General features: G+C 73.3%; 21 protein-coding genes and 2 pseudogenes. 18 read left to right on the top strand and 5 right to left on the bottom strand.

Translation table 11 applies throughout. The features are described 5' to 3' along the window. Position 1: 1 nt before the first annotated feature. Positions 2 to 571 (bottom strand): GNAT family N-acetyltransferase, encoded by a 570-nt coding sequence (locus O3W51_RS23565; protein WP_138353882.1) that lies wholly within the window; start codon positions 569 to 571, stop codon positions 2 to 4. A gap of 57 nt (positions 572 to 628) precedes the next feature. Between O3W51_RS23565 and O3W51_RS23560 the strand changes: the two genes are divergently transcribed. Beyond that, on the top strand, positions 629 to 1,015 hold the full coding sequence (locus tag O3W51_RS23560; protein WP_138353883.1) for a VOC family protein: 387 nt from the start codon (positions 629 to 631) through the stop codon (positions 1,013 to 1,015). Here the strand turns inward: O3W51_RS23560 and O3W51_RS23555 are convergent. Continuing rightward, positions 999 to 2,426 (bottom strand): aminotransferase-like domain-containing protein, encoded by a 1,428-nt coding sequence (locus tag O3W51_RS23555; RefSeq protein WP_269287305.1) that lies wholly within the window; start codon positions 2,424 to 2,426, stop codon positions 999 to 1,001. The two genes, O3W51_RS23560 and O3W51_RS23555, sit on opposite strands and share 17 nt — an antisense overlap. Here O3W51_RS23555 and O3W51_RS23550 point away from each other — a divergent pair. Together O3W51_RS23550 and O3W51_RS23545 are read left to right on the top strand one after the other, a co-directional pair. Further along, positions 2,425 to 3,318, top strand: coding sequence for a DMT family transporter (locus O3W51_RS23550; RefSeq protein WP_138353885.1), 894 nt, complete (start codon positions 2,425 to 2,427; stop codon positions 3,316 to 3,318). The two genes, O3W51_RS23555 and O3W51_RS23550, sit on opposite strands and share 2 nt — an antisense overlap. 153 nt (positions 3,319 to 3,471) lie before the next feature. Further along, positions 3,472 to 3,999 carry a DUF5134 domain-containing protein gene (locus tag O3W51_RS23545; RefSeq protein WP_138353886.1) on the top strand — a complete coding sequence of 176 codons (528 nt, stop codon included), beginning with the start codon at positions 3,472 to 3,474 and terminating at the stop codon, positions 3,997 to 3,999. A gap of 28 nt (positions 4,000 to 4,027) precedes the next feature. Here O3W51_RS23545 and O3W51_RS23540 read toward each other — a convergent pair whose 3' ends face one another. Then, entirely contained in the window at positions 4,028 to 5,149 is a 1,122-nt protein-coding gene (locus tag O3W51_RS23540; protein WP_138353887.1) for a hypothetical protein, read from the bottom strand. Between the two features lie 295 nt (positions 5,150 to 5,444). Here O3W51_RS23540 and O3W51_RS23535 point away from each other — a divergent pair, with 295 nt between their 5' ends. From O3W51_RS23535 to O3W51_RS23500, 8 genes are all read left to right on the top strand, one after another. Then, complete coding sequence (locus tag O3W51_RS23535; protein ID WP_269287303.1) at positions 5,445 to 6,383, top strand: M56 family metallopeptidase; 939 nt, start codon at positions 5,445 to 5,447, stop codon at positions 6,381 to 6,383. Positions 6,384 to 6,450: 67 nt separating this feature from the next. Continuing rightward, positions 6,451 to 7,140 carry an HAD family hydrolase gene (locus O3W51_RS23530; RefSeq protein WP_269287302.1) on the top strand — a complete coding sequence of 230 codons (690 nt, stop codon included), beginning with the start codon at positions 6,451 to 6,453 and terminating at the stop codon, positions 7,138 to 7,140. Positions 7,141 to 7,209: 69 nt separating this feature from the next. After that, positions 7,210 to 8,484, top strand: coding sequence for an NAD(P)/FAD-dependent oxidoreductase (locus tag O3W51_RS23525; RefSeq protein ID WP_269287301.1), 1,275 nt, complete (start codon positions 7,210 to 7,212; stop codon positions 8,482 to 8,484). Further along, on the top strand, positions 8,481 to 9,206 hold the full coding sequence (locus O3W51_RS23520) for a DUF1365 domain-containing protein (protein ID WP_164294255.1): 726 nt from the start codon (positions 8,481 to 8,483) through the stop codon (positions 9,204 to 9,206). Before O3W51_RS23525 ends, O3W51_RS23520 begins: the two co-directional genes overlap by 4 nt. 20 nt (positions 9,207 to 9,226) lie before the next feature. After that, the gene (locus O3W51_RS23515; RefSeq protein WP_138353929.1) at positions 9,227 to 10,564 is read left to right on the top strand and encodes an SAM-dependent methyltransferase; all 1,338 of its coding nucleotides are present in this window, start codon (positions 9,227 to 9,229) and stop codon (positions 10,562 to 10,564) included. Next, positions 10,561 to 11,364 carry a DUF1295 domain-containing protein gene (locus O3W51_RS23510; protein WP_138353892.1) on the top strand — a complete coding sequence of 268 codons (804 nt, stop codon included), beginning with the start codon at positions 10,561 to 10,563 and terminating at the stop codon, positions 11,362 to 11,364. Before O3W51_RS23515 ends, O3W51_RS23510 begins: the two co-directional genes overlap by 4 nt. A gap of 167 nt (positions 11,365 to 11,531) precedes the next feature. After that, positions 11,532 to 12,185, top strand: a complete 654-nt coding sequence (locus tag O3W51_RS23505) for a TetR/AcrR family transcriptional regulator (RefSeq protein WP_138353893.1) — start codon at positions 11,532 to 11,534, stop codon at positions 12,183 to 12,185. Between the two features lie 277 nt (positions 12,186 to 12,462). After that, positions 12,463 to 13,803 (top strand): FAD-dependent oxidoreductase, encoded by a 1,341-nt coding sequence (locus tag O3W51_RS23500; protein WP_138353894.1) that lies wholly within the window; start codon positions 12,463 to 12,465, stop codon positions 13,801 to 13,803. A gap of 19 nt (positions 13,804 to 13,822) precedes the next feature. Here O3W51_RS23500 and O3W51_RS23495 read toward each other — a convergent pair whose 3' ends face one another. Then, positions 13,823 to 14,194, bottom strand: a complete 372-nt coding sequence (locus O3W51_RS23495; RefSeq protein WP_269287298.1) for an ArsR/SmtB family transcription factor — start codon at positions 14,192 to 14,194, stop codon at positions 13,823 to 13,825. A gap of 110 nt (positions 14,195 to 14,304) precedes the next feature. Between O3W51_RS23495 and O3W51_RS23490 the strand changes: the two genes are divergently transcribed. Then, entirely contained in the window at positions 14,305 to 15,396 is a 1,092-nt protein-coding gene (locus O3W51_RS23490) for an NADH:flavin oxidoreductase/NADH oxidase (protein ID WP_269287296.1), read from the top strand. Positions 15,397 to 15,497: 101 nt separating this feature from the next. Next, a pseudogene (locus tag O3W51_RS48500) lies at positions 15,498 to 15,587 on the top strand (oxidoreductase); the annotation flags it as partial. Between the two features lie 4 nt (positions 15,588 to 15,591). On the opposite strand, the pseudogene O3W51_RS23485 reads toward O3W51_RS48500, so the two are convergent. After that, positions 15,592 to 15,687 (bottom strand): annotated as a pseudogene (locus O3W51_RS23485) (oxidoreductase); the annotation flags it as partial. 120 nt (positions 15,688 to 15,807) lie between these two features. Between O3W51_RS23485 and O3W51_RS23480 the strand changes: the two are divergent. The 5 genes from O3W51_RS23480 to O3W51_RS23460 all read left to right on the top strand — a co-directional run bounded on the left by O3W51_RS23480 (position 15,808) and on the right by O3W51_RS23460 (position 20,446). After that, entirely contained in the window at positions 15,808 to 16,896 is a 1,089-nt protein-coding gene (locus O3W51_RS23480) for a WD40/YVTN/BNR-like repeat-containing protein (protein ID WP_198357440.1), read from the top strand. A gap of 19 nt (positions 16,897 to 16,915) precedes the next feature. Next, on the top strand, positions 16,916 to 17,593 hold the full coding sequence (locus O3W51_RS23475; protein ID WP_138353898.1) for a uracil-DNA glycosylase: 678 nt from the start codon (positions 16,916 to 16,918) through the stop codon (positions 17,591 to 17,593). Positions 17,594 to 17,618: 25 nt separating this feature from the next. Further along, positions 17,619 to 18,461 (top strand): phospholipid scramblase-related protein, encoded by an 843-nt coding sequence (locus tag O3W51_RS23470; RefSeq protein ID WP_138353899.1) that lies wholly within the window; start codon positions 17,619 to 17,621, stop codon positions 18,459 to 18,461. A gap of 4 nt (positions 18,462 to 18,465) precedes the next feature. Next, a complete protein-coding gene (locus tag O3W51_RS23465) occupies positions 18,466 to 19,479 on the top strand; it encodes an N-acetylglucosamine kinase (protein WP_138353900.1) in 1,014 nt (337 codons plus the stop codon). Positions 19,480 to 19,576: 97 nt separating this feature from the next. Further along, the gene (locus O3W51_RS23460) at positions 19,577 to 20,446 is read left to right on the top strand and encodes a sirohydrochlorin chelatase (protein WP_138353901.1); all 870 of its coding nucleotides are present in this window, start codon (positions 19,577 to 19,579) and stop codon (positions 20,444 to 20,446) included. Positions 20,447 to 20,515 lie beyond the last annotated feature (69 nt).

The raw sequence follows: 20,515 nt of genomic DNA, 5'->3' as shown, positions 1-20,515 counted from the left end.
GTCAGCCGGTGGCCGCGGCCTTGAGGTCCTTGAGGTCCTTCACCAGCAGTTCGAACTCGAGGTCGTCACGCTGCGGCACCCCGAAGCGCTCGTCCCCGTAGGGGAAGGCGTGCGTCTCGCCGGTGCGGGTGTAGCCGCGGCGCTCGTACCAGGCGATGAGGTCGGCGCGCGCCGTGATCACCGTCATGTGCATCTGCGCCGCGTCCCACTCGGTCGCGGCGTAGCGCTCGGCCTCCGCGAGGACGGTCTTCCCGAGACCTCCGGCCTGGGCCGTGGGCCGGACCGCGAACATCCCGAAGTACGCGTTGTCCCCGCGGCGTTCGATGTGGCAGCACGCGATCAGCTCTCCCGCGCGCTCCACCAGGACGAGCCGGCTGCCCGCCTTCTCGATCACCTCGACGACACCCTCGGGGTCCGTCCGCTGTCCCTGCAGGATGTCCGCCTCGGTCGTCCACCCGACCCGGCTCGAGTCCCCCCGGTACGCCGACTCGACGAGAGTCACGACGGCGGGAACATCGGCCGGCGTGGCCGTGCGGAAGGTCGGCTGCGCGGTGCGCTCGCTGATGTCCATGGGGCCGAGGCTACCCGGGAGCACATCCGGGGCGCCGGGGCCGGGTAGCTTCACCGCATGGTGAATGTGGTGAGCAGCCGGATCCTGTTGCAGCCGACCGACCTGGAACGATCCCGGGCCTTCTACCGTGACGATCTCGGGCTGGCGATCTACCGGGAGTTCGGCAGCGGTCCTGAGCGCGGCACGGTGTTCTTTCTCGGCGGCGGCTATCTGGAGGTCTCCGGGCGCTCCGGGGCGCCGATGAGTGCGGCGCTGCGCATCTGGCTGCAGGTCCCGGACGTCACGGCGGCGCACGCCGAACTGGCCGGTCGCGGGGTGACCGTGCTGCGGCCGCCGGTGAAGGAGCCCTGGGGGCTGGTCGAGATGTGGATCGCGGATCCCGACGGGCTGGAGATCGTCGTGGTGGAGGTGCCGGCCGACCACCCGATCAGATACCGGCCCTGACCTCCGTGAAGGCGGCCGCGAGCCGCCGGATCCCCTCGTCGATCTCCTCCGTGCCGCTGGTGTCGGCGAAGCTGACGCGGATGTACGGCGCCGGGGCCTCGGCGGCGAAGTAGGCGCGCCCGGCCGCGACCGCGACCGAGGCGCGCAGGGCCGCAGTGCACAGCTCCGTCTCGTCGGTGCCGTCGGGCAGTCGCAGCTGGTAGCCGCCGCTCGGGACCCGGTCGGGGACGAGGTCCGGCAGGTCGCGCCGCAGCGCCGCCAGCATCGCGTCGCGGCGCTCGCGCAGCCCCGTCGCGACGGCCCGCAGATGGCGCGGCCAGGCGGGTGCGCCGACCAGTTCCAGGGTCGCCTCCTGCAGGGGGCGGGGGACGAAGAAGCTGTCGACGACCTGGATGGCGCGCAGCCGTTCCACGACCGGGCCACGCGCGATGAGCGCGCCGACCCGCAGGCTGGGCGAGGTCGGCTTGGTCAGCGACGTGACATGGACGACGGTGCCGTGCGGGTCGTCGGCGACCAGCGGCGCGGGCAGCGGGCCGCCGTGGCCCAGCCGCCGGGCGAAGTCGTCCTCGATGACGAACGCCCCGGCCGCGCGGGCGATCCCGGTGATCTGCGCCCGCCGCGCCGGGGCGAGAACGGTGCCCGTCGGGTTCTGGAAGAGCGGCTGGCAGAAGAACACCCGTGCGCCCGTGGCGTCGAAGGCGTCGGCGAGCAGGTCCGGGCGTACGCCGTCGGCGTCGGTCGGCACCGGGACCGGCCGCAGTCCGGCCGCCCGGGCCACCGCGAGCACTCCGGGGTACGTCGGGGACTCGACGAGCAGCGCGGAGCCGGGCGGGGCGAGCGCGCGCAGCGCGGTGGTGAGCGCGGCCTGGCCGCCCGCCGTGATCAGCACCTGGGCGGGTCCGACGCCGGCCTCGCGCGCGAACCAGGTGCGCAGCGCCGTCAGCCCCTCCACCGGCGGCCGGTCCCACGCCCCGGGCCGGCGGGCCGCGCGGGCGAGCGCGGCGCCGAGGGCCTGCTGCGGCTGGAGATCCGGGTGCAGATAGCCGCCGTTGAGCGGGATCACACCGGGCGGCGGGGCGGCGAGCGTGGCGAGCACCCCGGAGGCGTCGACGACGCGGGGGGCGGGCTCGCCGTGCTGGTCCCCGGCGGTCAGGGCGACCTGCTGCCAGGAGGTGTCGACGGGGCCGGCGGGGTGCGCCGCCGGCTGCGACCGGTAGGTGCCCGAGCCGGGCCGGGTCTCCACCAGCCCCTCAGCGGCGAGCGCGGCCAGCGCCCGGGACACCGTCACGGGGCTGACGCCGAACCGGTCGACGAGGGAGCGGCTCGACGGCAGTTTCGCTCCGGGAGAGAAGCGCTTCAGCTCTCCTCGCAGCGAATCCGCCAGGGAATGCGAACTGCTACCGTCGTTCATGACAGCACATAATAGCGCTACCGCACTGCGGCCGATAGCGGTGAACGGCACCGCCCTCGCCGGGCTCGGCGTCGCGGTCTTCTCCTTCACCTTCCCCGCGACCCACTGGGCGCTCGGCGGCTTCGGGCCGTGGACCACCGTCGCCGTGCGCGGTGTGCTCGCCGCCGTCATCGCGGGTGTCTGCCTGGTCGCCGGGCGGGCGCCCCTTCCCGCCCGGGAGCACTGGCCGGGACTGCTGGTCGTCGGCCTCGGGGTGGTCGTGGGCTTCCCGCTGCTCACCACGCTGGCGCTGACGACCACCGACACGTCGCACGCCGCCGTCGTCATCGGCGCGCTGCCGCTGGCCACCGCCATCGTGGCCGCGGCCCGGGAGGGGAACCGTCCGTCGCGCACCTTCTGGGCCGCCGCGGTCGCGGGGGCCGGCGCCGTCACGGTGTTCACCCTCGCGCAGAGCGGCGGGGCGCCGACCACCGGCGACCTCTACCTCTTCGGCGCGCTCGCGGTGTGCGCGGCGGGCTACGCCGAGGGCGGCCGGCTGGCCAGGGTGATGCCGGGACTGCGGGTCATCTCGTGGGCGCTGATCGCGATGCTCCCGTTCACCCTGGCCGGCTCGCTCGTCGCGCTGGCCTTCGAGCCGGTGCACTTCGGCGGCCAGGCGCTGCTGGGGCTGGCGTATCTCGCGGCCGTCTCCCAGGTCCTCGGCCTCATGGTCTGGTACCGGGGCATGGCCGCCATCGGCGTCGCGCGCGCCAGCCAGCTCCAGCTCGCGCAGCCGCTGCTGACGCTGGTGTGGTCCGCGGCGCTGCTCGGCGAGCACCTTGACGCCGCCACCCCGCTCGCGGCGCTCGCCGTCCTGGTCTGCGTGGCGGTCACCCAGCGCGCCAGGGCCTGAGCTCCCGCTCCTCGAGTCCTTCATCGCGCCCCCCGAGTACGTCCGTGCGCGTGAGTGTGCGCCCTCGTGCCTGGGCAGCTCTCCAGCGGACCGCCGTCGCCCGGGGACGCGGGGCGGCCGGTGGGCGGGAACGCCGCGAACGGGAGGCCGGTCATGCACGGACCACCGCTGGTGGGGTGGCTGCTGGTCGTACTCAGCGCCGCGACGGGGCTCTCGTGCCTGCTGCGGCACGCCGCACGGCACGAGGCCCTGATGGGGGCCGGCATGGCGGTGATGGCCGTGCCCCTGTCCGTACTCGACCCCCGGCCCTGGGGGTCGCTGCTGCTCGCGCTGGTCTTCGCGGCGGCGGCGGTCCGGGCCCTGCTGCTCGCCCGGCGGCCTGGCCACCATCTGCACCACGCCCTGGGCGCCGCCGCGATGGTCTACATGGCGGCCGCCATGGGCACCGCCGCCCCGGCCGGCGGCCACGCCGGGCACGCCCCGGCGGGCGCTCCGCTGCTGACGGGGGCCCTGCTGGTGTACTTCGCCGGATACGTCCTGGCCGCCGGGGCCCGGCTGGTGACGGTGGCGGCCGTCGCCCCGGCCGGCGGTCCGCCGGCCGGGGTGGCGATCGCGCCGGAGCTGGCGGCCTGCCGGGTCTCCATGGCGCTGGGGATGTTCGCGATGCTGCTGACGCTGTGACCCGGGGTGCCGGCCGCCCCGGACGGCGTCAGCAGGCGAGGGCGAGCGGCGGCCGCCAGACCTGGCCGTCACCCGGGGTGCCGGAGGCCGGGCTGGAGTTGAGCGGCACGAACATCATCCGCGCGCCGGTCTGGTTCCGGTCGCCGGTCCACAGGTCGATGCCCTGCCAGGCCTGCCCGTCGACGACCGACACCGTGCGGGACTGTCCGCCACAGCTGTTGGCGGAGATGAGGCGGCGGCCGTTCGCGGGCTGGCCGAACCCGAGGTTGGGGGGCGCGACCCAGGTCCCGTACAGGTTCGTGGTGGTGGCGTAGCCGGTACCGGTGCCCGTGCAGTAACCGCAGCCCGGGTCCGAGTAGGTGAGGAAGTACTGCCCGCTGGCCCGGTCGTACCAGCCGCCCGGGCTCTCGATGTTCTTCAGTCCGGCGACGGTCACCCCGCCCGATCCGGAACCGCCGACGCCCGCGGCGTTGAGCTCCTCGATGGACAGGGACAGCGCACCGGGCATCGTGCACACCAGAGCGGGCGCGGCACCCGGCGTGACGGAGTCGATGAAGCCCATGTCCCCGTTACCGGTACAGAACTTCAGGCTGGGCTTGGTGTACGAGCCGTTCGGCGCACCGGCGGTGGGACCGCAGGGGCCGGCCGGGCCGTTGCAGCCCATCGCGTTGTAGGCGTTGGACCGGTCACGGTTGAAGTCCGCCGGGGAGTTGAACCACAGGATCCACGCCCCGTCGCCGGCGCCCCAGCCGCTGCGCTGGATCATCCGCGCGTTGAAACAGCCCGCGCCGGTGCCGCCGCACTCCACCTGCCAGGTCTGCCCGGTGTACGGATCGATGTCGTTCGGGCCGAACAGCAGCTGGGGAGTGGACCAGGGTCCCAGGAGCGACGGAGCGGTGGACACCTTGAAGCCGCACCAAGGGGTGTTGGCCACCTGCCAGTGGAACCCGCAGGCGTACGCGGTTCCGTACGCGTAGTAGGTGCCGTTGAACTTCTGGACGGTGCCGTCGTGCAGGTCGAGCGAGGCGGGCAGGCTGAACGCCACGGGCTGCCCCTCAGGAGCCGAATCGGCCTGAGCGGTGGACGCACCCCCGAGGAACGTGACGAAGGAAAGAGCGAGGACGGCGAGCAGGGCACCGATACGGCACACCACGCCTCCAGTTCGATGAGGTCGTCGCGGACAGGGTCGTGGGCAAATCGAGGGCGAGCCGTTCCGATGATCGGCCCGCATGACGCACCGTAGTCGTGCGTTTCCGGTGCGTCGGACGACGCGACCGGCTGCCGCCCCACGTCACCCATAGCGACGAAGGCTCGTACGCCCGGCCGAGTCCCGCGCCGGCCGGGCACCGGCCGGCGGGCGAGGCGGGGCGGGACGGGGTGAGGCGTGCATCACTTCGGACGGCGGACCGTACCCGGGGCTCCCGGGGCCTCCTAGGGTGAGCGGCATGACGGTCCCGTTCGTGCTGCTGGTGGTCGGCGCACTGGCGGCGGCGATGACGCCGCGCCTGCTGTCCCGTGCCGCCTGGCCGGAGCGCGAACCCGTGCTGGCCCTGTGGGTCTGGCAGTGCGTCGTCGCCGCCGTCCTGCTGTGCTGCGTCCTGGCGATGGCGCTCAGCGCCGCCGCCGCTTCGGCCGCGGTCCGCTGGCACCTGTTCGGTTTCGCCCCGCACGGTGTCGTGGACGCGTACGGTCTGCCCGGCTACGGGCGCTGGGCCGGATCGCTGGCGGTCCTGCTGGCCTGCGGTGGTGTGTGGACCGCCGCGATGCTCACCCGCGAGGTGCGCGGGGCGCGGGCCCGGCGCCGTCAGCGGCGTGCCGACCTGCTCGTCCGCTCCCCCCGGCTGCCCGGCGAGGAGCCGCCGGCCGGTGACCGGCTGGTGGTGCTGGAGGGTGACCGGCCCGACGCCTGGTGGCTGTCGGGCGCGCAGCCGCAGCTGGTCGTCACCACGGCCGCGCTGCGCCGGCTCAAGGGCCGTCAGCTCGACGCCGTGCTCGCCCATGAACAGGGCCACGTCCGTGCCCGGCACGATGTGCTGCTGCACTGCGCGGGCGCGCTGGCCTCCGGCTTCCCGCAGGTCCCGGTCTTCGCCGGGTTCCGCGACCAGGTGCACCGGCTGATCGAGCTGTCCGCCGACGACACCGCCTCCCGCCGCTTCGGCCGGCTCACCACGGCACTGGCCCTGGTCGAGCTCAACGAGGACCGCGGGGTGTTCGGCCCCTGCCCGACCCCGCTCGCCGAACTGCCGCGCCGGGTGCACCGGCTGCTGGACCCGGCGCCGCGGCTGGCTCCGGTACGCCGGGCCGGGCTGACCGCGACCGCGCTCCTCGTCCCGGCCGTTCCGCTCCTGATCGCGTTCGTTCCGGGGCTCAGCGCTCTCGCGTAGCCGACCGGAATCGCTCCTTCCGGGCCCCTGACGGCTCCTTCCCCGGCCCGTTCCGGAGAATGGCGCCATGGTGATCAAGGGATGCATGTTCGACTTCTCCGGGACCTTGATGAGAATCGAACCGGCCGGGCGCTGGCTGGACGCGGTCCTCACCGCGGCCGGGCACGACGTTCCCGCCGGACAGGCCGCGCGGTACGCGGAGCGGCTGGAGCGGGCCGGGGCGCTGCCCGGCGGCGCGCATCCGAGCGCGGTGCCCGAAGCGCTGCGGGAGGTCTGGCAGGAGCGGGACCGCAGCGCGGAACAGCACCGGGCCGCGTTCACCGGCATGGCCCGGCAGGCGGAGCTGCCGTGGGACGTCTACGACGCCCTGTACGACCGCCACATGACGCCGGTGGCCTGGACGCCCTACCCCGACGCCGCCGAGGTGCTGGGGGAACTGCGCGGGCGCGGGACCGCCGTGGCCGTGGTGAGCAACATCGGCTGGGACCTGCGGCCGGTCTTCCGCGCCCACGGACTCGACGCGTTCGTCGACGCGTATGTGCTGAGTTTCGAACACAGCATCCAGAAGCCGGACCCCCGGCTGTTCACGATCGCCTGTGAGGCGCTGGGACTGCCTCCCGCGCAGGTCGCGATGGTGGGCGACGACCGGCGGGCCGACACGGGCGCCGCCGCGCTGGGCTCCCCGGTGCACCTCGTCGACCATCTGCCGGCCGATGAGCGGCCGGACGGTCTGCGGAAGATTCTCGATCTGCTGTAGATCCACCAATCCGCACCGGCCGCCGCTCCGAATACCTCACAGGACATGCGGGCGTGAGGAGGGCGGACTGTGATGACGGAACGACGTCGGGTCGCGATCATCGGGAGCGGGATCGCAGGACTCACGGCCGCATACGTCCTGCGCGGGACGCACGATGTCCTGCTGTTCGAGGCGGACGCCCGGCTCGGCGGCCACGCCGACACCCACGACGTCGTGGCCGCTGACGGCGGCCGGGCGTTCGCCGTCGACACCGGTTTCATCGTGCACAACCGCCGTACGTACCCGCTGTTGACGCGGCTCTTCGCCGAACTCGGCGTGGCCACCCAGGAGACCGACATGAGCATGTCGGTGCGCTGCGACGGCTGCGGTCTGGAGTACGCCGGAGCCCGCGGCGCGGCGGGGCTGTTCGCGCGCCCCGGCAACGCGGCGAACGTCCGCTATCTGCGGCTGCTCGCACAGGTGCCGCGCTTCCACCGGGCGGCCCGCGAACTGCTGGCACGGCCTGCGGACGGACCGGAGCCGACCCTCGGCGAGTTCCTCGCCGAACGGCGCTTCCCGCCGTACTTCGTCTCGCACTTCATGACGCCGCTGGTCTCCGCGGTGTGGTCCTGCGGCGCGGAGCAGGCCGCCGGCTATCCCGCCCGTTATCTCTTCCGCTTCCTGGACAACCACGGGATGCTCTCGGTGACCGGGGCGCCGGCCTGGCGGACCGTCACCGGCGGCTCGCACGAATACGTCCGGCGGATCGCCAAGCAGGTCACCACGGTGCACACGTCGGCCCCGGTGCACGCGCTCACCCGCCGTCCCGGCGGCGTGCGGCTGTGGACCGGCGACGGCGCCGAGCACACCGCGGACGCCGTGGTCGTCGCCGTCCACCCCGATCAGGCGCTGCGGCTGCTCGCCGACCCGACGCCCGCGGAGTCCGAGGTGCTGGGCGCGTTCTCCTACTCCCGCAATCCGGCGCTGCTGCACACCGACGCCTCCGTGCTGCCCCGGGCGAGCAGCGCCCGCGGCTGCTGGAACTATCTGCTGCCCTCGTGCGGCGCCACCCCCGACCGGGTCCTGGTGAGCTACGACATGACGCGGCTGCAGCGGCTCGACACCCCGCAGGAGTACGTCGTGACCCTGGGGGGCGAGCGGCTCGTCGACCCGGCCCGGGTCCTGGACCGCATGGACTACGCGCACCCGGTCTTCACCACCCGCTCGGTCGCCGCCCAGCGGCGGCTTCCGGAGCTCAACGGCTCGGTCACCACCTTCGCCGGGGCCTACCACGGCTGGGGATTCCACGAGGACGGCTGCCGCTCGGGAGTCGCGGCGGCCGCGGCGCTGGGGGTCCGGTGGTGACCGCGGCGCTGTACGAGTGCGTGGTGTCGCACGTGCGCACCGCCCCGCTGCGGTACTCCTTCCGGCACCGTACGTATCTCTGGCTGGTGGACCTGGACGCGCTGCCCCGGCTGCCGCGCCCGCTGCGCCCGCTGGCCCGTTTCGAGGCCCGTGACCACTTCGGCGGCACGGCACCGGACATCCGCGCGGGACTCGACCGCTTCCTCGCGGCGGAAGGGGTGGAGCCGCCCGGCGGGCGGGTGCTGATGCTCACCGCGGCCCGGGTGTTCGGCCATGTCTTCAACCCGCTGACCGTCTACTGGTGCCACCGCTCCGACGGTTCGACGGCCTGTGTCGTCGCCGAGGTGCACAACACCTACGGCGAACGGCACTGCTACCTGCTGCGCCCGGACACCGCGGGCCGGGCCGGTACCGCGAAGGACTTCTACGTCTCGCCGTTCTTCCCGGTGGACGGCGAGTACCGCATGCAGCTGCCGGAACCCGGCGCGCGACTCGCTCTGACGGTCCATCTGGAGCGGGCCGGCACCCGGCCGTTCACCGCGACGCTGCGGGGCGAACGGCGCCCCGCGACCACCGCGGGCCTGCTGCGGACCACCGTGCGGCACCCGTGGTCGACGGCCACCGTGTCCGCGCTCATCCGGATGCACGGCGTCCTGTTGTACCTGCGCGGCCTGCCCGTGCGGCCCCGTCCCCCGCACCGACCCCAGGAGGGTGTGCAGTGACTGCCCCCGTTTCCCGTCCGATCCTCTCCCGTCCGGTCCTTTCCCGTCCGTCGGCGGCCGGTCCGCCGGAGTCCCGTCAGCCCCTGGCCCGCGGCCTGCCGGTGAACCCGGAACTCTGGCCGGACGTCGTCCGGGTACCCGGCGCTCCGGTCCGCGCGGCCGTCGCCGAGCACCTGGTGCGGCGGGCCGTGGCCCGTCTGCCGCTGCGTCTCGCTCTGCCGGGCCGCGCACCGGCCGGGTCGGCGGACCCGGACGCCCCGCTGCTGCGGGTGCACCGGCCCGACGCCTTCTTCGCCCGGATCGCCACGTCGGGACTCGTCGGCTTCGGCGAGTCGTACATGGCGGGCGAATGGGACTCCGACGACCTGGTGGGGGTGCTGACCGTGCTCGCCTCGCAGGTCGGGTCGCTCGTCCCGGCTCCGCTGCAGCGGCTGCGCGGCGCGTGGGCACTGCGGCAGCCGTCGGCCCAGCGCAACACGGTCGTGGGGGCGCGTGGCAACATCAGCCGCCACTACGACCTGTCGAACGACCTGTTCTCGCTCTTCCTGGACGAGTCGATGACGTATTCGGCGGCTCTGTTCCCGCCGGACGGCGAGCCCGCCGACGTCCGCTCCCCCACCGGGGCCGAGCCGCTGACCGTCGCCCAGCACCGCAAGATCGACCGGCTGCTGGACCTCGCCGCCGTGCGGCCCGGCACCCGGCTGCTGGAGATCGGCACCGGCTGGGGCGAGCTGGCGCTGCGGGCCGCGGAACGCGGCGCGGAGGTGGTGACGGTGACCCTGTCGCGGGAGCAGCGCGAGCTGGCCCGGCTGCGGATCCGCGAGGCTGGGTATGAGGACCGGGTGACGGTGCTGCTGCGGGACTACCGGCAGATCCGCGGTGCGTACGACGCCGTGGTCAGTGTGGAGATGGTCGAGGCGGTCGGCGAGGAGTTCTGGCCGGTGTACTTCCGTGCGCTGGAGCGGTTCCTGGCGCCCGGCGGACGGATCGCCCTGCAGGCCATCACCATGCCGCACGACCGGCTGCTGGCCTCCAGGCGCACCTTCACCTGGATCCAGAAGTACATCTTCCCCGGCGGCCTGCTGCCGTCGGTGACCGCCGTCGAGCAGGTCCTGGCCCGCCACACGGGGTTGCGGATCGCGGAGGACACCGGGTTCGGGCCGCACTACGCCCGGACGCTGGAGCTGTGGCGCGAGCGCTTCACCGAGCGGGCCGCGGAGGTGGCGGAGCTGGGGTTCGACGAGACCTTCCGCCGGATGTGGACCTTCTACCTGGCCTACTCCGAGGCCGGATTCCGATCCGGTTACCTGGATGTGCGCCAGCTGCTGCTGGTGCGCGGCGCGGCGGGCACCCTGTGAACGATTTTCCGTGGGGCGACTTCGCCACCTGTCTCGCGGCCTCGGCCGGCGCGGCCCTGGCGGTGCTCCTCGCAGCCTTCGCCGCCGGCGCGGCGAAGGGCCTGCACCGGGTCGTGGACGTGGCCTGGGGAACGGCCTTCGCCGGGGTGGCGGCGGTGTCGTACGCACTGTCCGCGGGCCACGGCGACGAGGGCCGGCGGCTGTTGGTCCTGATCGCGACGGCGGCATGGGGACTGCGGCTGTCCGTGCACATCGGCCTGCGCGGCTGGGGCCACGGCGAGGATCCGCGCTACGACCGGCTGCTGTCGCGCGCGCCCGGCAGCCGGAACCTCTACGCGCTGCGCATGGTCTACCTGCTGCAGGCGGTCCTGGTGTGGGTGGTGTCGCTTCCCGTCCAGTTCGCCATGTACGTGCCCGGCGCGCTCAACGGGTTCGCGTCGGCCGGGGTGGCGCTGTGGCTGGTGGGGTTCTTCTTCGAGTCCGTCGGCGACTTCCAGCTCGCCCGCTTCAAGCGGGATCCGGCGCACCGCGGCGCGATCATGGACCGGGGGCTGTGGAGCTGGACCCGGCACCCCAACTACTTCGGTGACTTCTGCGTCTGGTGGGGGCTGTTCCTGCTCGCCTGCTCGACCCCGCTGGTGGTCGTCACTCTGGTGTCGCCGCTGGTCATGAGCTTTCTGCTGCTTCGCGGGAGCGGTAAGCCGATGCTGGAACGGCATATGGAGCGCCGCCCGGGATTCGCCGAGTACACCGCTCGTACCAGCGGTTTCTTCCCCAGGCCGCCACGGCACCGGTCCTGACCGGCGACCGGTTCTCCGGCGCCGACACGCTGTGACCGGGTCGACGCCCGGCGGTCCCCCGCGCCGCCGGGCGCCGATCCAGGCCCCCGTTCCCCGCATGGCCGTGTAGGCCCGGCGGGGGTGCGTTGAGTATATTGGCTGAGAGCCAGTCAACGCAGGAGTAAAGCATGTCTCCCCGAAGCGCATCGGTCAATGAAGAGATGCGGCGGCGTTCCCGGGAACGGCTCCTCCAGGCGACGGTGGAACTGATCGAGGAACGCGGCTACGAGGCCACCACCCTCGCCGACATCGCCGACCGGGCGGGCACCGCGCGTGGCCTGGTGTCGTACTACTTTCCGGGAAAACGCCAGCTCGTGCAGTCCGCGGTGCACCGCCTGATGCATCTGGAGCTGGCGGCGGCACTGGAACGGGAGCCGCAGACCGAGGACGGCCAGGAGCGGATGGCGCGGGCCATCGACGCGATTCTGGGCCTGACCCAGACGCACACGAAATTGATGCGCACGCATATGGCGTCGATCTTGCAGGCCGAGGGTTTCATCCAGTGTTCCGAGCAGCAGCGGCTCGCCGCACTGCTGCAGGACACGGTCGTGCGGTGGGGCGCGGAGGATCCCGGGACGGAGTACCCGATGATGCGCGCGCTCCTGATGGGCGCGGTGGTCGCGCTCCTGGTGCCCGGCGTCCCGATGCCGCTGCCGCGGCTGCGGGCCGAGCTGTTCACCAGGTACGGCCTGGACTGGGAACTGGGCGTTCCGCCGCCCGCCGACGCCGGACCCTTGGCCGCGGCGGACACCCGCCGCCCGGCGCGCTCGCCACTGCCCTGAGGGTCCGCCCCTGAGCGGCGAGCTGCGCGCGCCACTCCCGCAACGCACGGGGATGGCGCATGCTGGGCTTACGACCTGGCGCGCGATGGAGGGCGGATCAGCGAGCGGCGTCATGCGGCTCCGGATCCAAGGCGGAGGAGGGAGGCGACGCGGAGCGTCGTCGACCGACGACAACGCCTGGGGGCCCCTCCCAGCGCTGCTGGGGGAGGGGCCGCAGGGCGTCGGGAGCCCGCTCTCCATCGCGCGCCAGGTCGTCCACGGCGGAAGGAGCCAGCTCGTGCTTCGTGTCGCAGTAGTCGGTTCAGGTCCCAGCGGCGTGTATGTGGCCGAGGCGCTGACCCGTCAGACCACCGTGCCGGACGTGGCGGTGGATGTCCTCGACCGGCTGCCGTGCCCGTACGGCCTGGTGCGCTACGGAGTGGCGCCGGACCACGAGAAGATCAAGTCCCTGCAGGGCAATCTGCGGCAGGTGCTGGAGGACCCGCGGGTGCGTTTCCTCGGCAATGTCGAGGTGGGGCCGGCGCTCGGCCCCGAGCAGCTCGGCGAGCTCTACCACGCGGTGGTCTACTGCTTCGGCGCCGCCGCCGACCGGCGGCTGGGCGTACCGGGCGAGGATCTGCCCGGCAGTTACTCCGCCACCCGGTTCGTCTCCTGGTACAGCGCCCACCCGGACGAACCGCCGGAGGAGTTCGCGCTGCTGGCCCGGTCGGCGGTGGTGATCGGGGTCGGCAATGTCGCGGTCGACGTGGCCCGGGTACTGGCGCGCGGTGCGGACGAGTTGCGGCACACCGACATCCCGCAGTCGGCGCTCACCGCGCTGGACGCCAGCCAGGTCACCGATGTGCACATGGTGGGGCGGCGTGGTCCTTCACAGGCGAAGTTCACCACCAAGGAGCTGCGCGAGCTGGGCGGGCTGTCCGGCGCCGATGTCATCGTGCACGCCGACGAGTTGGCGCTCGATCCCGGGTACGCCGACCCTTCCGCGCTGCCCGCCGTGGCCCGTCGCAATGTCGAGGTGCTGCGCGAATGGACCACGCGGGTCCCGGAGGGCCGGCCGCGCCGGATCCATCTGCGGTTCTTCCTGCGTCCGGCCGGACTCCTCGGTGACGGGCGGGTGTCGGGCGTCCGTTTCGAGCGGACGCTGCCCGACGGGCTGGGCGGAGTGCGCGGGACGGGGCAGTCGGAGGAGATCGAAGCGCAGCTCGTGCTGCGCTCGGTGGGATATCAGGGCGTGCCGCTGCCCGGTCTGCCGTTCGACGAACGGCACGCGGTGGTGCCGAACGACGGCGGCCGCGTGCTGCGGGACGGTGTGCCCTCGCCCGGGGAGTACGTCGCCGGCTGGATCAAGCGCGGGCCGACCGGGGTGATAGGCACCAACCGGCCCTGTGCCAAGCAGACGGTGGCGGCGCTGCTCGAGGACGTACCGCGGTTGCTGGCCAGGTCGCTCCCCCGCGATCCGCTGGAGGCGCTGCGGTCGGGCGGCGGCGATCCGGTGGCGTGGCCGGGCTGGCTGTCGATCGAGGCCGCGGAGATGGCGCTGGGCCGGTCGCTCGACCGGGGCACCGTCAAGATCCAGGACTGGGCGGGGCTGCTGGCCGCCGCGCGACTGGCCGCCTGACCCGAACCGGGAGGCGGCCTCAACGGGCGGCGGTCGCTCCTGGGTGGATCCGTTCGCACTGCCCCTCGGCCGCCGCCAGCACCGAGTCCAGGAGGTTGGGGACCAGCGCGTCCAGATCCTCGCGGCGCAGGCCGCTCATCTTGGACGTGCCCCGGTAGTTCTGCTCGATGACCCCGGCCTCGCGCAGCACCCGGAAGTGGTGCGTGGTGGTGGACTTGCTGACCGGCAGGTCGACATCGGAGCAGGCCAGCTCGGTCTCGGCGGCGGCCAGGGTGCGCACCACATGCAGCCGCATGGGGTCGGACAGCGCATGGAGCACGCCTTCGAGGCGGATGGCCGTGCGCTCCGGGTGCTCCAGCGCACGGGCGGCGGGGGCGGTCTGCGGTGTCATGCGTCCATAGTACGAGTTCTCTCGTAGTTTGACATCCGCCGTATTACGATGGCTATCGTAGAAGGCGTCCGGTGAGTCGATCCGGTGAGCCCTATGACGAGGAGAGCGCCATGAGCGCACTGTTCGAGCCCTACACCTTGCGGTCCCTGACGATCCCCAACCGCGTCTGGATGGCACCGATGTGCCAGTACAGCGCGGCGGTCGACGGTCCGGAGCAGGGCGTACCGCAGGACTGGCACTTCGCGCACCTCGCCGCCCGGGCGACCGGTGGCACGGGCCTGATCCTCACCGAGGCGACGGCGGTGAGCCCGGAGGGCCGCATCAGCCCGGCCGACCTCGGGCTGTGGAACGACCGGCAGCAGGCGGCGTTCGGCCGGATCACCAACTTCCTCAAGGAGCGGGGCACCGTTCCGGGCATCCAGCTCGCCCACGCCGGACGCAAGGCGTCGACGGACCGGCCCTGGCGCGGCGGCGGCCCGGTGGGCGCGGAGAACCACGGCTGGCAGCCCGCGGGCCCGAGCCCGGCGCCGTTCGCCGACGGCCACCCCGTACCGCGGGAGCTGACCGTCGAACAGATCCGGGAGATCACCGAGCGGTTCGCGGACTCGGCCCGGCGGGCGCTCGCGGCCGGCTTCCAGGTCGTCGAGGTGCACGGCGCGCACGGCTACCTGATCCACGAGTTCCTCTCCCCGCACAGCAACCACCGCACCGACGAGTACGGCGGCAGCTTCGAGAACCGGATCCGCCTCGCGCTGGAGGTCGTCGACGCGGTGCGCGCGGTGTGGCCCGCGGAGCTGCCGGTGTTCTTCCGGGTGTCCGCGACCGACTGGCTGACGGAGAACGGCACCGGCGAGGGCTGGACCGCGGACGAGACCGTCCGGCTGGCGAAGGAACTGCGCGCCCACGGCGTCGACCTGCTCGACGTCTCGACCGGCGGCAACGTCCCCAAGGTCCGGATCCCGACCGGCCCCGGCTACCAGGTGTCCTTCGCCGAGCGGGTCAGGACGGAGACCGATCTGCCGGTGGCGGCGGTCGGCATGATCACCGATGTCCGGCAGGCCGAGGAGATCATCGCCTCCGGCCGCGCCGACGCCGTCCTGCTCGGCCGCGAACTGCTGCGCGACCCCCACTGGGCGCTGCGCGCGGCGCGCGAACTGGGCGCGGAATCCCGCGTTCCCGACCAGTACGGATGGGCCATCTGAGACCCGCCCTCCGTCCCCGGTCCGGCCGGTCCGGGGGCGGAGGACGGCGCTACGGGACGATCGAGTCCACGTATCCACCGTCGACCCGGACCGCGCCGCCGGCGCTGCTCGCGGTCTCCCGGGGCTTCGCGAAGGAGGCGGCCGGCACCGGTGTCACCGTCAACTCCGTGATCGCCGGCCCCACCCACACCAGGGCCCCCAGGAACGTTCCACCATGCCGGGCAGACAGCCGCGGGTCATCCGGACCGCGGTCAGCACGTTGACCTCGAAGTAGCGCCGCCACTCGGCGGCGGTCGAACGGGGCGGAGGACGCGGCACCGACCTGCGGGAACTCCGTGCGGCGAGCCATTGTCAGTGGCGGGGTGGAGACTCTGTGATGTCGGACACATTCCATCCTGGAGGCGACGTGCCATGAACGACGTATTGCTCGCAGTGGGCACCCAGAAGGGTCTCTTCCTCGGCCGCAGGAACAGCGCCGGGGAGTGGGGCTTCGGCGGCCCGCACTTCCCGATGCAGGCGGTGTACTCCATCGGGATCGACACGCGCCGCGATACGCCCAGACTGCTGGTGGGGGCGGACAGCTCGCACTGGGGGCCGTCGGTGTTCCGCTCCGACGACCTGGGGGCGAACTGGCACGAACCCGCCCGGCCCGCCGTGAAGTTCCCCGAGGACACCGGCACCTCGCTGGAGCGCGTGTGGCAGCTGCATCCGGCCGGACCCGCCGCACCGGACGTGGTGTACGCGGGTACCCAGCCGGGCGCGCTGTTCCGCTCGGAGGACGGCGGTGAGAGCTTCGCGTTCGTCCGCAGCCTGTGGGAGCACCCGCAACGGGCGGAGTGGAACGCCGGGTTCGGCGGCCAGGCCGTGCACACCGTGGTGACCGACCCCCGCAACGCCGACGCGGTGACCGTCGCGGTGTCCACCGGCGGGGTCTACCGCTCGCTGGACGGCGGGGCGAGCTGGACACCGTCCAACACCGGGGTGCAGTGCACCTTCCAGCCCGAGCGGTTCCCGGAGTTCGGCCAGTGCGTGCACAAGATCGCGCAGGACGCCGAGGACCCGGACCGGCTGTATCTGCAGAACCACGGCGGGGTCTACCGCAGTGACGACGCGGGGGCGAAGTGGTCGGAGATCGGCGCCGGCCTGCCCGCCGACTTCGGCTTCACCATCGCCACCCATCCGCGCCGCGGCGGTGTCGCCTATGTCTTCCCGATCACCGCGGACGCCCACCGGCTGCCGCCGGACCTGCGCTGCCGGGTCTTCAGGACCGAGGACGCCGGGGGGACCTGGGCTCCGCTCTCCCAGGGGCTGCCGCAGGAGCCGCACTACGGCGCCGTCCTGCGGGACGCGCTGTGCCTGGACGACGCGGATCCGGCCGGGGTGTACTTCGGCAACCGCAACGGCGAGGTGTACGCGAGCGCGGACGAGGGCGACAGCTGGCAGCTCGCCGTCTCCCATCTCCCCGACGTGCTGTGCGTGCGTGCGGCCGTCATCGACTGAGCCACTAGAGTGACGGATCGTGACAGCGCGACCGTTGAACGAAATCGTCGAGGCCGGCTGGGCGAAGGCCCTGGAGCCGGTCGCCGGGCAGATCGGCGCGATGGGAGATTTCCTGCGCGCCGAGATCGCCCAGGGCCGCACCTACCTTCCGTCCGGGCCGAATGTGCTGCGCGCGTTCCAGCAGCCGTTCGACGAGGTGCGGGTGCTGATCGTGGGTCAGGACCCGTACCCCACGCCCGGCCACGCGGTGGGGCTGAGCTTCTCGGTGGCTCCGGAGGTGCGCCCGCTGCCCGGCAGCCTGGAGAACATCTACCGGGAGCTCGGCACCGACCTCGGCGTTCCCCGGCCGGCCACCGGGGACCTGACGCCGTGGACGCGGCAGGGCGTGCTGCTGCTCAACAGGGCGCTCACCACGGCGCCCCGCAAGCCCGCGGCCCACCGGGGCAAGGGCTGGGAAGAGGTCACCGAACAGGCGATCCGGGCGCTGGTGGCGCGCGGCACCCCGCTGGTGTCGATCCTCTGGGGGCGCGACGCCCGCAATCTGCGTCCGCTGCTCGGCGACCTGCCGGCGCTCGAAGCGGCGCACCCGTCACCCATGTCCGCGGACCGCGGCTTCTTCGGCTCCCGGCCGTTCAGCCGGGCCAACGCCCTGTTGACAGGACTCGGGGCCAATCCCGTGGACTGGCGCCTGCCCTGACGGAGCCGGACTGTACGCTGCCCGGGTGACGACGCATTCGAATACTCCTGCGGGCTGGTACGCGGACCCGCAAGGCACCCCTGACCTGCTCCGCTACTGGGACGGATCCCAGTGGACCGAGCACACGAACACCGGCCGGCCGGGCCAGGTGCCCCAGCAGCAGACGAGCAACGCCTGGGAGCTGAACGTCGACGGCGGCCACGACCCGTCGAAGGTGCAGCGCCAGGTGCAGCACCAGGCAGGTGTCGCGCCGGCCGGCGGTGGCGGCGGCACGCTGTTCAACGAGCCGATCCTGGTGGTGAACCAGAAGGCCAAGCTGATCGAGCTGAACAACGAGTACAGCGTGTTCGACCAGCAGGGCCGCTCGCTCGGTTCGGTGAGCCAGGTCGGCCAGAGCACGGCCCGCAAGGTGCTGCGCTTCGTCTCCAGCGTCGACCAGTTCCTCTCGGTCAAGCTGGAGGTGCGGGACGCCCACGGGCAGCCGCAGCTGCTGCTCACCCGCCCGGCGAAGTTCATCAAGTCCAAGGTGATCGTGCAGCGCCCGGACGGCCAGACGCTCGGCGAGATCGTCCAGCAGAACGCCATCGGCAAGATCAACTTCTCGTTCGAGGTCAACGGCCAGAAGATCGGCGCCATCAAGGCCGAGAACTGGCGCGCCTGGAACTTCGCGATCGTCGACCACACCGACACCGAGGTCGCCCGCATCACCAAGACGTGGGAGGGCCTGGCCAAGACCATGTTCACCACGGCGGACAACTACGTGCTGCAGATCCACCGGCAGCTCTCCGAGCCACTGCTGAGCATGGTGGTCGCCTCCGCACTCACGGTGGACACCGCGCTCAAGCAGGACTCCCGCGGGCTCGGCTGACCCGATGGCCGGTTCCGGCGGCTGGGTCCTCGGTGTGGACTCCGGCGGCTCCGGGGTGCGGGTGTCCCTTGCCCGTGCCGACGGCACCGCCAGGTCCGCGACCGTCTCCTCCAAGCGGCCCGCCGTGGTCGCCGACCGGGGGATCGACGCCGACAGCCTGCTCGACGAAGTGCTCCCCGCCGCGCGGGAACTGATGCGGGCGGCGGGCGCGGAGACGCTGATCGCGGCCGCGGTCGGCGCCGCCGGCATGGCCACCCTCGGCGACGATCTGCGCGCCGTACTGCCCGGGGCGCTGCGCGAGGCCTTCGGCGTGCGCGCGCTCGCCCTCGCCGCGGACGCGGTGACCGCGTACGCGGGCGCCCTCGGCATGCGCCCCGGCGTCGTGGTCGCGGCGGGCACCGGCATGATCGCCCTCGGCACCGGACTCGACGACTCCGGCTGGCGCCGTGCCGACGGCTGGGGCCATCTGCTCGGCGACTCCGGCGGCGGCGCCTGGATCGGCCGCGCGGGGCTGGACGCCGCGCTGCGCGCCCACGACGGGCGGGCGGGGGGCTCTACCGCGCTCCTGGAGCGTGCGGAAGCGCTCTTCGGCCCGGTCGACTGCCTGCCGGGGCAGCTGTACCCGCGGCCCGACCGGCCGGCCGTACTCGCCTCGTTCGCCCCGGCGGTGGCCCGCTGCGCGGCCGCCGATCCGGTGGCGGCGGACATCCTGCGGCAGGCAGCCCGGCACATCCTGGAGACGGCCGCCGCCGTACGTCCGATCACCGCCACCGCCAACGGCTCGTGCCGCACGGCGCTGACCGGCGGTCTGTTCAAGATGGGCGAGCCGCTGCTCGGCCCGCTGCGTGAGCTGGCGCCCGAGGTGTTCCCCGCGGCGGAGTTCGTGCCCGCCGACGGAGATCCGCTGCTCGGCGCCCTGCGCATCGCGGGCGCGCTCGCCTCGGGCACGCTGTCGCTGCCGGAGGACCCCGCCCTGCTGCACGTCCCGATGCACGTGCATCGGGACAGCCAAATGTGACCGAACGTGAAGGAAATTCGGACGGAACGGGACAGGTCCCCCCTAGGACGTACCCACCCGAACACCCGCGCACCACGAGGCATTAACATGCGACGCCATGAGCACTGCCACTGGCCCCGCACCCGGCCTCCCCGTTCGAATGCCGCGTCCCCGCCAGCCGGGACGCCACCGCCGACCGGAGCCCCTGGCCGCGCCCGAGGGCGCGCCGGTGCTGGTTCTCGCTGTTCCCGGCACCCCGACCCCCGCCGTTCGCAGTCTGGCGGAAGAGGTCATGAGCATCGCCCGTTCCGAGCTGTCGGGCCTGGACCCGCGGATCGGCTACCTCGAAGGGGACGACGCCGAGTTCCCCGCGCTGGAGGCCGTGCTCACGCAGGCCGCCTCCGAGCGCCCTGACGGCTCCCCCGCCGCCGTCGTGGTCCCGCTGCTGGCCGGGCCCGACGCGTCGGTGGTCCGCCGGATCCGCCAGGCGGTGACCGACAGCCGCTGCGGCGCCGAGGTGACCGACGTACTCGGCCCGCACCCGCTGCTCGCCGAGGCGCTGCACGTGCGCCTCTCCGAGGCCGGTCTGGCCCGCGCGGACCGCGCCCGGCTGTTCACCGTCGCGACGGCCGCCGACGGCATCATCCTGGCCACCGTGGGCGGCGAGGAGGCCGTACAGGCGGCCGGTGTCACCGGTCTGCTGCTCGCGGCCCGGCTCGCGGTTCCGGTGCTGGCCGCCGCGCTGGACGTGGACGGGTCGATCGCCCGCGCCGCCGAGCAGCTGCGGTCCTCCGGTTCCACCAACCTCGCCCTCGCACCGTGCCTGATCGGTCCCGAGGTCGCCGCCCAGCTGCTGCACTCCGCCGCCGAGGAGGCGGGCTGCTCCGGCGCCGACGCGCTCGGCCCCTACCCGGCGGTGGGCAAGCTCGTGGTCGCCCAGTACACGACCGCGCTCGGTATCGCCCCGCAGGGCGCCCCGGTGCACTGACGTTCCACCAAGAGTGCGGGCGGCGCGTTCAGCGCCGCCCGCACTGCGGGGTCCGCTGTCCCTGTGGCG

Source organism: Streptomyces sp. H39-C1 (assembly GCF_027158125.1).
GTDB lineage: Bacteria > Actinomycetota > Actinomycetes > Streptomycetales > Streptomycetaceae > Actinacidiphila > Actinacidiphila fildesensis.
Note: the sequence above shows the minus strand (reverse complement) of the source record. Positions and strands in the feature narration are given on the sequence as shown.

Excerpts from the sequence above, each read along its gene's own strand:
- O3W51_RS23495 (WP_269287298.1), bottom strand. The coding sequence starts at position 14,194 with ATGACACCGCAGACCGCCCCCGCCGCCCGTGCGCTGGAGCACCCGGAG.
- O3W51_RS23545 (WP_138353886.1), top strand. The coding sequence starts at position 3,472 with ATGCACGGACCACCGCTGGTGGGGTGGCTGCTGGTCGTACTCAGCGCC.
- O3W51_RS23560 (WP_138353883.1), top strand. The coding sequence starts at position 629 with ATGGTGAATGTGGTGAGCAGCCGGATCCTGTTGCAGCCGACCGACCTG.
- O3W51_RS23565 (WP_138353882.1), bottom strand. The coding sequence starts at position 571 with ATGGACATCAGCGAGCGCACCGCGCAGCCGACCTTCCGCACGGCCACG.
- O3W51_RS23530 (WP_269287302.1), top strand. The coding sequence starts at position 6,451 with ATGGTGATCAAGGGATGCATGTTCGACTTCTCCGGGACCTTGATGAGA.
- O3W51_RS23505 (WP_138353893.1), top strand. The coding sequence starts at position 11,532 with ATGTCTCCCCGAAGCGCATCGGTCAATGAAGAGATGCGGCGGCGTTCC.
- O3W51_RS23555 (WP_269287305.1), bottom strand. The coding sequence starts at position 2,426 with ATGAACGACGGTAGCAGTTCGCATTCCCTGGCGGATTCGCTGCGAGGA.
- O3W51_RS23550 (WP_138353885.1), top strand. The coding sequence starts at position 2,425 with ATGACAGCACATAATAGCGCTACCGCACTGCGGCCGATAGCGGTGAAC.
- O3W51_RS23535 (WP_269287303.1), top strand. The coding sequence starts at position 5,445 with ATGACGGTCCCGTTCGTGCTGCTGGTGGTCGGCGCACTGGCGGCGGCG.
- O3W51_RS23460 (WP_138353901.1), top strand. The coding sequence starts at position 19,577 with ATGAGCACTGCCACTGGCCCCGCACCCGGCCTCCCCGTTCGAATGCCG.
- O3W51_RS23465 (WP_138353900.1), top strand. The coding sequence starts at position 18,466 with ATGGCCGGTTCCGGCGGCTGGGTCCTCGGTGTGGACTCCGGCGGCTCC.
- O3W51_RS23490 (WP_269287296.1), top strand. The coding sequence starts at position 14,305 with ATGAGCGCACTGTTCGAGCCCTACACCTTGCGGTCCCTGACGATCCCC.
- O3W51_RS23480 (WP_198357440.1), top strand. The coding sequence starts at position 15,808 with ATGAACGACGTATTGCTCGCAGTGGGCACCCAGAAGGGTCTCTTCCTC.